The 11,118-nt window shown below is 59.7% G+C and carries 10 protein-coding genes; 9 read left to right on the top strand and 1 reads right to left on the bottom strand.

The genetic code is table 11. From position 1 onward, the window contains the following. Positions 1 to 911 precede the first annotated feature (911 nt). From ACSQ3Y_RS29285 to ACSQ3Y_RS29255, 7 genes are all read left to right on the top strand, one after another. A complete protein-coding gene (locus tag ACSQ3Y_RS29285) occupies positions 912 to 3,266 on the top strand; it encodes a putative bifunctional diguanylate cyclase/phosphodiesterase (RefSeq protein WP_436179715.1) in 2,355 nt (784 codons plus the stop codon). Next, positions 3,263 to 4,138: a phosphate/phosphite/phosphonate ABC transporter substrate-binding protein gene (locus ACSQ3Y_RS29280; protein ID WP_436179714.1), complete on the top strand. Its 876-nt coding sequence runs from the start codon at positions 3,263 to 3,265 to the stop codon at positions 4,136 to 4,138. Before ACSQ3Y_RS29285 ends, ACSQ3Y_RS29280 begins: the two co-directional genes overlap by 4 nt. A 232-nt stretch (positions 4,139 to 4,370) precedes the next feature. Beyond that, positions 4,371 to 5,477 carry an ABC transporter substrate-binding protein gene (locus ACSQ3Y_RS29275; RefSeq protein WP_436179713.1) on the top strand — a complete coding sequence of 369 codons (1,107 nt, stop codon included), beginning with the start codon at positions 4,371 to 4,373 and terminating at the stop codon, positions 5,475 to 5,477. Between the two features lie 74 nt (positions 5,478 to 5,551). Beyond that, the gene (locus ACSQ3Y_RS29270) at positions 5,552 to 6,049 is read left to right on the top strand and encodes a protein tyrosine phosphatase (protein WP_436179712.1); all 498 of its coding nucleotides are present in this window, start codon (positions 5,552 to 5,554) and stop codon (positions 6,047 to 6,049) included. Between the two features lie 166 nt (positions 6,050 to 6,215). Next, positions 6,216 to 6,917 (top strand): phosphate regulon transcriptional regulator PhoB, encoded by a 702-nt coding sequence (phoB, locus tag ACSQ3Y_RS29265; RefSeq protein ID WP_436179711.1) that lies wholly within the window; start codon positions 6,216 to 6,218, stop codon positions 6,915 to 6,917. Between the two features lie 192 nt (positions 6,918 to 7,109). After that, positions 7,110 to 7,613: a low molecular weight phosphatase family protein gene (locus ACSQ3Y_RS29260; RefSeq protein WP_436179710.1), complete on the top strand. Its 504-nt coding sequence runs from the start codon at positions 7,110 to 7,112 to the stop codon at positions 7,611 to 7,613. A gap of 37 nt (positions 7,614 to 7,650) precedes the next feature. Continuing rightward, on the top strand, positions 7,651 to 9,156 hold the full coding sequence (locus ACSQ3Y_RS29255) for a CYTH and CHAD domain-containing protein (RefSeq protein ID WP_436179709.1): 1,506 nt from the start codon (positions 7,651 to 7,653) through the stop codon (positions 9,154 to 9,156). 17 nt (positions 9,157 to 9,173) lie between these two features. Here ACSQ3Y_RS29255 and ACSQ3Y_RS29250 read toward each other — a convergent pair whose 3' ends face one another. After that, positions 9,174 to 9,449, bottom strand: coding sequence for a hypothetical protein (locus tag ACSQ3Y_RS29250; protein ID WP_436179708.1), 276 nt, complete (start codon positions 9,447 to 9,449; stop codon positions 9,174 to 9,176). A gap of 184 nt (positions 9,450 to 9,633) precedes the next feature. Between ACSQ3Y_RS29250 and ACSQ3Y_RS29245 the strand changes: the two genes are divergently transcribed. Beyond that, positions 9,634 to 9,999 (top strand): hypothetical protein, encoded by a 366-nt coding sequence (locus ACSQ3Y_RS29245; protein WP_436179707.1) that lies wholly within the window; start codon positions 9,634 to 9,636, stop codon positions 9,997 to 9,999. A 572-nt stretch (positions 10,000 to 10,571) separates the two neighbouring features. Then, entirely contained in the window at positions 10,572 to 11,102 is a 531-nt protein-coding gene (locus ACSQ3Y_RS29240; protein WP_436179706.1) for a molybdopterin-dependent oxidoreductase, read from the top strand. Positions 11,103 to 11,118: the final 16 nt, after the last annotated feature.

Raw genomic sequence — 11,118 nt, 5'->3', positions numbered from 1 at the left:
AAGGCTCAGCCACCGCTGTGAGCTTTGCGCGAGCATGCGGGCGCTGGGCGATGAGTGGCTGCAGGTGGGGCGCGACCATGAGAGCCGCTGTCCTGCTGCTGGGTCTGCTGGCGCTTGTGGGCTGCGCGAGTCCCGCGCCCGCCGGCCGAACGGTGGTGCCGGTGCCCGTGGAGTGCCGCGAACCTGTGCCCGACCGGCCCGCCATGCCTACCGAGCTGCTGCTGCCCGGCGCCTCGCCCTGGGTGCTGCTGCGCGCGTCGCTAGCTAGCCGAGATCGACCGGCGCGAGGGATACGAAGTGCAGCTCCGTGCGGCGCTAGCGGTCTGTACCTCGCCAGTCAGATGCCAGTAGTTCGAGCTACGCTCTGCTGGCCCAAAGTGGTGCCGTCGAACGCTACCTGATGCAGGCATTCGGCCCCGTTCTCCATGAATTCTGCAAACTCGAGTTGATGATCGCCCAAACATCTTTCAGCATCGCGCCGCAGCCTATCTTTAGCGAGGAGCGCAACCAACTCACCCTGCACCCGTGTGGGCCACGGGCCTGCTGAGTCCAGCAGGCTGCCGATGACTTGCTGGAACAGATGCCTGTCGATGCCTTGATTGCCGCGTAACCGAGCAAGAGCCTCCGCCCCATCGAGCAAGAGGAGCCGGGGTTCGGGAAATTGCTGCCGATGCGTCGATCGTTGGTCTATGTCGAAGGGTTTTCCGAAAGGGTATGTGAGGTCTGTGGAGCTGGCTGGCCAAACGAGAGAGGTGCCGCAGCGCTGAAGCGGGCTGGTTACCGGTCTTTCCCCCGACGCCGACACCGTGTGATCCCCTTGTCCACCGAACGAGCGGCAACAATCCGTGTCACGATGCAATCTCGGCATCCTGCCAAAATATGGCAATTGTCTCTAGTGGGGTGGATGCTGCGTGCGCAATTTTTCTCTCCTCGGACCCTGGGCCCATCGTGCCTTTTCTTCTGAGAACGGCTGGCTTCGCATCCGCCAGGCTTGCATCGCGTTCGTTACCATAGCAGTCGCCTTTATTTGCTTGCTGACTTGGCAACGGTTGAGAGCCGAGCAGGAATTGCTGGACAGCACTGCGCAGGCTCAGCAGCAGAGTCTTGCAACCATCATCTCCGAAAACCTTACGCAGGTGATTGATCGGGGCCGCACAGTGGCTGTCGCTGCGGAGTCTTGGCTAAGCGGAGACCATCGGGAAACCGAGCAACGGTTGGCGAGCATGCTGGCAATAGACGACATTTTTCTCAATCTATCGCTCTACGACACATCGCTGCAGCGAGTCTATAGTTCGTCGCCTGGATCCGTCGACCCTCTTGCTGACGGCGAACTGCAGTCTGCACTATTGACGGTCGACCGGACCGCCGCGCGCACGGCCACTGTGCTGGTGTCGTCGAGAGAGCAGGAGAATTTGTGGGCAGTACCCGTGCTTTTCCCGATAACGGATGACATCGGGGCAAGCAAGGGGTTTCTTCTTGTCACGCTCGACTTGGGCTACTTCCTTGGCCTGTTCCGCAATATTGATATTGGAAGGACGGGCGTCATCCATATTTTGGATGGAAATGGAGTCGAATTGGCGGAAGCCAGGGCGGAAGGGCTCACGCATCAACGCCAGCGCCAGAAGTTCGAGGAACTCGTTGCGGCGGCAGTTGCTGACGGTAGCTACGTGGGGGATTTGCGCGGGACTGGCCCCCAATTGGCAAACGCTCGAAGGGTGGACCGTGCTCCCTTCATCGTCGCCGTTACCAAAGAGCTGTCGGAAGTCAGAGCCAGCCATGTACGCAGCAGCATGCGTGTATGGTCCTCAATTGCGGTACTTGTCAGCGCTTTGGGCATCGCTACATGGGGCCTTCTTCGTGGCTTTCGTCGTCAGCAACAGTTGTTCGCAGCCTTGTTGAGATCTGACGGGGAGAAACGCTCCCTGATCGCCCAACTAGAGGCTGGAGAGGCTCGCGCTGTGACTTTGGCTTCTTTTGACCACCTCACGGGCTTGCATAACCGGCGCCTGTTCAATGAACTGGCAGCTAGCCATCTTGAGGTTGCGCGAAGGAGCCGAAAGCATTACGCGGTGGTCTACATGGATCTAGACCGATTCAAGTCCGTTAACGACACCCTTGGGCACCATGTGGGTGACCGCCTGCTGCAGGCCGTCGCAGAGAGGCTCAAAATTGGCTTGCGTAGCGCCGACATCGTGGGCCGTATGGGCGGCGACGAATTTGCAGTGCTGTTGACCGAGCTGGACTCGGCCGAGTCGGTGGACGTGATTGCCACCAAATTGCTGCACCAGTTGAGCCTACCCTACCCGGACCTCGACGGACATGATGTGCAGACAAGTCCAAGCATGGGCATCGCCTTTTTTCCGCGCGATGGGCACGACGTCAACAGCCTGTGCAGAAACGCCGATTCCGCCATGTATACGGCCAAGCGCCTTGGGCGTGGGTGCTTTTCGTACTACGACGCAGCGTTGCGGCCCCGGACCGACCGGGCATTTCGGCTGCAAGGCGAGTTGCCGCAGGCTATCAAAAAAGGCGAGCTGCTCCTGCACTTTCAGCCCAAGGTTCGGCTTTCGGACTATCGCATCGTCGGCTTTGAGGCCCTGGTGCGATGGAACCACACCGAGCTGGGCCTGATCCATCCGGGGGATTTCATTCCCATGGCCGAAGAGTCTGGCCTTATCCTGCCGCTGGGAGACTGGGTCATGCATGCCTGTTGCGCCCAACAAGCAGCCTGGCGTAGTGAGGGCGTGCAAGTGGTGCCCTTGGCCTTCAATGTGTCACCCCGTCAATTGCGCGACGCTGGGCTTCCACGGCGCGTCGCGGAACTGCTTTTCGCGCACGGCCTGGATGCAGGCGACATCGAAGTGGAGATCACTGAAAGCTCGCTTGTCGAACCTTTGGAAATGGCCGTGCAGGTACTGGAGGAACTCAAGCATATGGGGGTGGCGGTTGGGCTCGACGACTTCGGCAGCGGGTTTTCCAACTTGAGCCAAGTGCGTACGTTGCCGATCAGCAGCCTGAAGATCGATCGATCGTTCATCAACGACATCCGCACCAGCAAGGAGGTTGGGGTAATTGTCACCTCCATCATCACCCTCGCACATAGCCTGGGGATGCGCGTAATTGCAGAAGGCGTCGAGCTGCTCGACCAGCTCATCCAGCTCAAGACCGCAGGCTGTGATGAGGTGCAGGGCTACTACCTGAGCCGTCCTGTGCCGGCGAACGAAGCGCTCCGCTTGATGAGTCAGCCAACCATCGTGCCCCAATGAACCCGACCTTACCGAAATTGACGCTACTTTGCCTGATCGCTTGCGGTAGTGCGTCGGCCATAGCCCAGGGCTGCGACGACCCGCCCATTGTCCGTTTTGCATCCATTCCTAAGTCGGAGGGGGCCGACCAGCCGCAGACCCTGCGACCTTTGTTGAAGGAACTGGAGCGCGTGCTGCAAAAGCGCGTGGATGTCGTTCGCAGCAACTCGTACGCAGCGGTGGTGGAGGGACTGCAGGCCGGCAATGTCGATCTGGCCGAACTCGGCCCAGCATCGTATGCAGTACTGATGGAGCGCAATCCTTCCGTTACCGCTTTCGCTGTCCTCTCGGCGCGCAAGCCCGGCGGATCTGCAGAGGCTGGAACGTACCGCGCGGTTTTGGTAGTTCGCGCGGACAGCGCCTTTAAATCCATCAATGATCTCCGGGGAAAAACACTCAGTCTGACGGATCCCTTGAGCACATCGGGTACGTTACTGCCGATGCAGGCAGTGCAGAAACTGACCGGGCAGAGCGTGGAGAAGTACTTCGGCCGAGTTACTTATGCTGGCTCGCACCTTCGCGCGCTGGAGACCGTGCAGAAAGGGCTGGTCCACGCCGCGTTTGTATCCAGCACACGCCTGGACGAACATCGAGCGCAAAAGGGTCGAGCTGCCAATGAAATAAAGGTGCTATGGGAGTCGCCGCTCATTCCCACAGACCCCTTCGTTTACCGAAGCAGCCTGTGCAAGCCCCTTGTGGACAAGATCCTTCAAGTGTTCTTTACGGCCTCCCCAGCATTGCAGCCAATGTTCGAAGAGCTCGGCGGGCGACGGTTTGTCCCGGCCTCTGATGGGGACTACCGAGCCATTCGAGAGCTCATTCGACCCCGGTGAAGACCGTGGACGATGCCCTATCCGCAAATGCGTAAAGTGATAGTCAAAGCCCGTCATTGTTAAAGACGGGGTGATGACAAAACACTCGGAAATAGGGTAATCCCGAGGTCACTAAGTTGCAACAAATTATTTCCACAATCAGCTCGCATCCCCATATGGGACGGTGCAACCTGGCCCAACAACCGATGGTAGGGGAGCCTTTGTGGAAATCAGTTCGGGTCGCAGACAGTGGATGCGCTACGGCGTGGCAGGCATGGCCGCCTCATTGACGGGATGGACTGCCACCGCAGCTGAGCCGGACGTCTTCGTAGTTTCCCAAATAGTGGATATGTCTGCCCAGCAGCAGGATGTGAGCCGAGACTTCGTAGCGGGGTCCAAGGCTGCATGGCAAACCCTCAATATCAAGGGTGGCATACGCGGCAAAAAAATCCAGCACGTCGTCACTGAGACCGATGGGTCGACTACAGCGGTAAAGAACGCCTGGAATGCGGCCTTGGCCGACCCACGCTGCATAGCCATTTCCGGATGTGTGGGAAGCACTGTCTCCGAGCAGCTATCTGCTTTGCAGATGTCTTCGGCCAAAGGCAAGACCCTACCTATCATCGCACCATGGCTGCACAGCCCACCGGACAAAGCCAGTCGCGAAGGCGTTTTTGACATCTTCGCCGGCCAGCACCAGCAGATTGAATTTGCCGTGCGTTCCCTGGCCATCATGGGCGTTCCCCGGGTAGTCAGCATATTCTCCTCTGCACTTTACGAGCAACAGTCCCGAAGCCAAGTAGAAAAAGCCGCGAGTGCCACACGCATTGCAGTTGACTACGTGCCCGCAGCCAAGCTCAGCCAAGGAGGCTACAAGTACCAGCCCGACGTGCCGGTGGTGCTGTTTCTGGGTGGCACCCTGGAATTGCACGAATTCATCAAGCAAATGGCCATGCCGGCTGGCCGGCAGTGCTACGTCATCGCCCTTGCAGACGTCAATCTGCAGGTGCTGGCACAGATGTCCAAGATTCCAAGCCAGATATCGGTAGTTGCCACCCAGGTGGTGCCACCAGTCACTTCTGGGACGGCAGTGGTGCGCGAGTATCGCGACGCGCTGAGCCGGCTGTTCGACGAAGAGCCTACACCGCAGGGATTGGCCGGCTTCATTGCGGCAAAATTCACTGAGTCGACCATTGCGCGCTCGGCTCAACCATGGAGCAGGTCGTCGCTGCTTGCCACGCTCAGGAAGCAGGAAGACAGCGATCTGGGCGGCTTCAACGTGCTGTTTGAAAAGGGCACTCGCATCAGCCAGTACGTCACACAAACCGTCATAGCGAGAGATGGGCGGGTACTGAGGTAGACGCACTTTAGGCCAACAGTCCGAGAAAATCGCGCGGCCTGTGCCGCATTCGAGTTCCGCATTTTGGAGGTTTGATGGCAGATGTCCATGTGGTCGTATTTGTATCCCAGCGCAATTCGTTTCGAAGCGTTCTCGCTCGCGCCTGCCTTGAGCATGTGGGCAAGGGCCGTTTCAAGGCCTACTCTTGCGGCAATCCCTCCAGGTTGGCTTCCGAACCGCATGACCTTGCCTTGCATGCGATCCGCACCGCGGGCATTCCACTGCGACAAGACAAGCAACACGACTGGAACGAGTTTGCGCGCCTGGGCGCGATGAAGGCCCAGTTCGTCATCACTTTGGATGCCACCGTCCAGGACTTGACGCCAAAGTGGAGCGGTCAGCCCGACACCGCCTTGTGGGCCTACCCTGATCTGGTGGGCGATGCAACAGGTACCGTAGACCTGCAGCGGGCTGCAAGTGTCATGCTGTTGTCGCTGCGTCGCCGCCTGGAGATCCTGTCGAGTCTGCCCATGACCCATGGGGATCGAACGGCCCTTCGCCACGATGTCAGAGATCTGGGCTACCTTGAGTGATCGGTCTTGCGCTATCGACGGCTTCTGATCAGGACGCTCTCATTGCAGCCGTGGCATTGAATTCGCGAAGTCCTCGACAGCCATCCCAGCCCGGAGTGAACTGCGTTTAGGAAATGGGAATAGCCCTTCCAGTGAAACGACAGCAGCATGGGTTTACCCTTGGCCTATGAGACTTCTACCCCGCGTATTGATCGTCGAAGACGAGCCCGCGATTGCAGAGCTGATCTCCATAAACCTGAGACACAACGGGTTCACACCGTGCTGCGTCGAAGATGGGGAGTCGGCCCAGCGGGAGCTGGATATCGAACTGCCGGACGTGATCCTTCTTGACTGGGTGCTCCCGGGTGAAAGCGGCTTGTTGTTCGCCCGCAAATGGCGTGCAGCCCCCCGTACGAGGCGCGTTCCCATCGTGATGCTGACTGCCCGGGGTGATGAGTGGGACAAGGTGACCGCACTGGATGCTGGAGCAGACGACTACATGACCAAGCCGTTTTCCACCCAGGAATTGCTCGCCCGGATTCGTGCGGTCATGCGGCGCAATATGTTTGATCCAGGCCGTGAAAAAGTCACCATTGGTCAACTGACCCTGGATGCGGCCACGCACCGCGTAACCTTCAACGCCCAGGAACTCGAGCTCGGGCCCAGGGAATTCAAGTTGTTGCGATACTTGATGACACATGCAGAACGAATCCATACGCGATCGCATTTGCTCGACATGGTATGGTCAGAAAATGTGCTGATCGAAGAACGCACTGTCGACACCCATGTCAAGCGACTGCGTGACGCCTTAGGCGATGCAGGCGCCATGATTGAAACAGTGCGTGGCGCCGGTTACCGCCTGATCGCCAATTCCCAACCGAGCTCATAGATTCCCGCAGGCGCGACATAGCGTATACGCTGGTGCAAATACCATGTGGCACCCGCCGACAGGATCTAATTCGGCACTAATGCTGCGTGTTCTCTAAAGCTCTCGATCACCGGTAGCAGCCATGATTCCTCGTCCAGTGAAGCATGCTGTAGGCTGATGCTGGAGAATTAGCTGACTTCAGCGAGGAGCCCTGTGGCAAATGTCCTTTTTGTGTCATCCGAGAACGCAGTTCGTAGCCAGTTGGCCGAGGCGTGTCTTCGCCATGTCGGCAAGGGACGCTTCGGGGCTTTCTCATGCGGGGTACCTGGAAAGACGGCGAACACGGTGAGCCCTGTTGCGCTGGAAGTGCTTCATCGCGCAGGCATGCCTCTGGCCTACCTTTCCCCCAAAACCTGGGAACGGTTTCTTGCACCGGGCGGTACGCGCATCGATATTGTGGTCGCCCTGGATGGCGAAAGCATGCACACCCATCCGACATGGCCTTGGCAAGCGCGCAGCGCGCACTGGGCCTACCCACCGCTGCTGCACACCCTTACGCCGGTATCCAACCGCGTGCAGCAAGCTGAGCGGACGCTGCATTCACTGCGCCACCGCGTCGAGCTTATCGTCAACCTGCACGCCAGCGGCAAGCTGCGGAGTGGTGACTGGCAAGGCATTGGCGAGGCGTCGCCTATGGCTGCGTTCTCTGCAAAATGATGAAAAGGCAGCAAGCCTGCCCCCAAAAAGGACACCCATGGAAGTCGAATTCAAGTTCCATATCCCAGACAACCAGCTGGCTGCGTTGAAGGCCGCTTCCCGCCGGGGCGACTGTGCCAGCGTGCGGCTGGAGGCGCGCTATTTCGATACCAAGGACGCTGCACTGTCGTCGCGCGGCATCGCACTGCGTCTGCGCAAAGAGGGCGACCAGTGGGTGCAGACCGTGAAGGCCCGGGGCGATGGCCCGCTGGACCGCGAAGAGCACAACGCAGAGGTCGACGCATCAAACCCTTCGGTGCAGCCCGAGTTGCATGCGGGCACTACGGTGGGGAAGCGGCTGCGCGAGGCGCTGAATAGCGCTGAAGGCCCACTGGAAGAAACCTACCGCACCGAGATCGACCGCGCCATACGCAACCTGCAGTTCGATGGCGGCAGGGTGGAGTTGGCGCTGGACACCGGCAAGATCGTCGCCCACGGCGGTACCGAACACGAGAAGCAGGCAAGTGTGTGCGAGCTGGAGCTTGAACTCAAGGAGGGCCCCGTATCCGGCTTGGTCGAAGTGGCCACCCAGTGGGCGTCCAAGCATGGGCTGGTGGTGAACACGGTTTCCAAGGCCGAGCGCGGCGAGCGGCTGCTGGCGGCCGGGTGGGGACGGCCTGCCGCCAAGGCCCGGCCCATGGTGGCGCCAAGCGGCACGCGCAAATTCCTCAAAGGACCAGCGCTGCAGCGCGCCGCCGTGGCCAACTGCCTGGCGCAGATTCTGGGCAACGCCAGCGAAATCGTCGAGGGCTCGGATGACGAAACCCATGTGCACCAGCTGCGCGTGGGCATTCGCCGGCTGCGCACCGTGCTGCGGGAGCTGGATGCGCTGGCCCCGGGCGCTTTCGACACTGCCTGGGAGGCGCCGCTGGTGGAGGTCTTCCGCCGCCTGGGGGAGCTGCGCGACCGCGACCAGGCGGTGCAAACCATCGGCGCGGAGCTTTTGGAAGCAGGCGCTCCACCGGTTGATGCGCCGCCGCAGGCCACCACGGCGTCGCCGCTGGAAATCGTGCGCTCGCCGGCCTTTCAGGGCACGCTGATCGCCCTCATGGGCTTTACTGCGCACCCAGCCGACACCGAGGCTCCCGGCATGGCAGGCTCGCCCCTGGGAGCCCGGGACACGCGCAGGTACCTGCACCAGCGGCTGCGCACGCTGCGCAAGAAGGTGCACCAGGACGCAGGCAGGTTCGAATCCCTGTCAATTGACGACCAGCACAGCGTGCGCAAACGCCTCAAGCGGCTGCGGTTTCTGGCGGAGTTTGCTGCACCGGCGATCCAACGCGAGGCCGGTGATTTCCTTGAAAGCCTGCAGCCGGCTCTGTCCGCGCTGGGTCGTCTTAACGACGAATATGTGGCAAGCACCTTGTACCGCGAGATGGCAGACAAGGATCCCAAGGCCTGGTTCGGCGTGGGCTGGTTGGTGGCGCGGCGCGAGGCTTCCGTCAAGGCAACCAAGAAGGCGCTGGCCAAGATGCAGCGTGTGCCGCGAATGCGCCGTGTCTGACGCGACCGGGCAGCCTGCTATCTGGTCTGTGCGATCAACTCCCGGTCAATTCCGTTTTCCGCGCAAAGTTCCGAGAGATCATTCATCGCAGCCTCCAGATGCCCGTGGGTGAATGTGAGTTCTGCCACCAGGACATCTTCGCGTTCATCGACCAGCACCCGGATGCTTCTGTCACCGTCCAGCGCGCGCCAGACGGTGATTGCGCTGAGCGCATCAGTGGCTGCGCTGGCCTGGGACTTGATGGGCGCTCGGGCGGCTCGGATGAACCTGAATGATTGGGATACATTTCGCATATTGATCCGTGTTCAACCAGCTTGCACCGCTTCAACTCCTGTTGATCTGCGCAGAAGCCCTGCTGATGCTACTTGACCATTTAGACATCACTGTGTCGGAGATGAGCGACCGCTGGTGGGAACTACGCCATCGTCCAGTCCTTAGCATTGGCATTGGCATTGGCATTGGCAGGGGAGCCGAGACATGAAGCTGCAAGAGCATCAAGCCCTGGCCATACTTGCGATGGCCGAACATCGGAACGAGTACAACTTCGGGGTCTTTGCCATGCTGGGCAAATTCGACCTTGCCGTTGACTACGGTGCTGCCTGCAGGGCGGTTGACGCCACCTGTTCTGCTCTGCAAGATGCTTTGGGAGCGGCAGGCAGACATGACATGGCGTTCAGGGAAGCCATGGAGCATCCATCCGCACTTGGAGTCAAGATTGTCGAGCTTGTCGCTTCCTGCGAAGCAGCCAGCGAACGCCGCGCCAGCATCTGGGCAGAGATCGAAGAGCTCAAGGAGCAGTACAGAGATGTTGGTGCGCAGGCTATCAGAAACTGGATTCCTTGAGCCCATCTTTCATGCCCACATTACGACCTCAAGCGGCTTGCGCCTCGAATTCAGAGATTCAAGGACAGTAACGCAAGCCGGCTTGCTGATGGCCATTTGCAGCGATCACTGACTTCATGTCAGAGCAAAATCAGCTCCATCGCCACCCCCCGGCGCTCACTCGTTTTGTCGCCTTGTCGATGGCAAAACCATTGGCTTCCTCTTGCGTCTCAAAGGTATCGACCGATGCACGAAAGCATCTGGCGGGCTCCTGGGTGTGAAGGCGCTGAACGTCAACTTGGGCCACCCATCTCCCATCCGCTGTCGAGTATGAGGATGGCGTCAGGCGCAAGCTCTTAATGACCAGAGTAGACATCGTGCATCTGTACTTCGTTGTGAGCTGCTCGCGGAAAGAAGCGATCAGCGCCTTCAAATCTCGCACACTCGGCTGCACCCGGGTTGTCAAAAATTGTTAAATCCAGCCCATTGACCCTAAAGCGGCGCACAAACGGGCCTATCCAAGCGGGCTGATCGGCATAGTTGTGACGTCTGCTCCTGAAACTGCGTTCAAGGAGCGAGCAGCGAGACCCTCGATGATGCCCAGATTCCGTTCGGCGCTGCCCCGCGCCCTGTTTGTCCTGCTTGGCCTGTGGCTGCCGAGCCCATCCTATGCAGGGCTGGTGTGCCCGACGTCGCCCGAACGTGCGGTGCTGCGATTGCAACCTGCGAACCAGCCTGCCCAAGTCTGCGACCTCCAGGCGCTGGATAGCCTGCCAGCACGCACCATCGTCACCGCATTGCCGCAGGCACTGGGGATGCCGGGCCAATCCCAGTGGCGAGGAGTCTCTTTGCGCCAGCTCGTTGAACTGCTGGGCGGCAACGAAAACAGCCAGATTGAACTCACGGCCATGAACGACTACTTTGTGCGAATTCCCTGGGCCGATCTCGTTCAGTACGATCCGATCCTTGCCTATAGCCGCAACAACCAGCCCACTGGCATACGCGACAAGGGGCCGCTGATCCTCATCTACCCCTTTGACCGCAATCCTCGGCTGCAGACGCAGGACTACATCAACCGTACCATCTGGCAGGTCAATGGTAAGCGGCCAGCCATGGCATCTTGAAACAATGGCGTACTCG

Origin of the sequence: Acidovorax sp. LjRoot66, from assembly GCF_964253305.1 — a bacterium.
In the GTDB taxonomy this organism is placed as follows: domain Bacteria; phylum Pseudomonadota; class Gammaproteobacteria; order Burkholderiales; family Burkholderiaceae_C; genus Acidovorax.
Note: the sequence above shows the minus strand (reverse complement) of the source record. Positions and strands in the feature narration are given on the sequence as shown.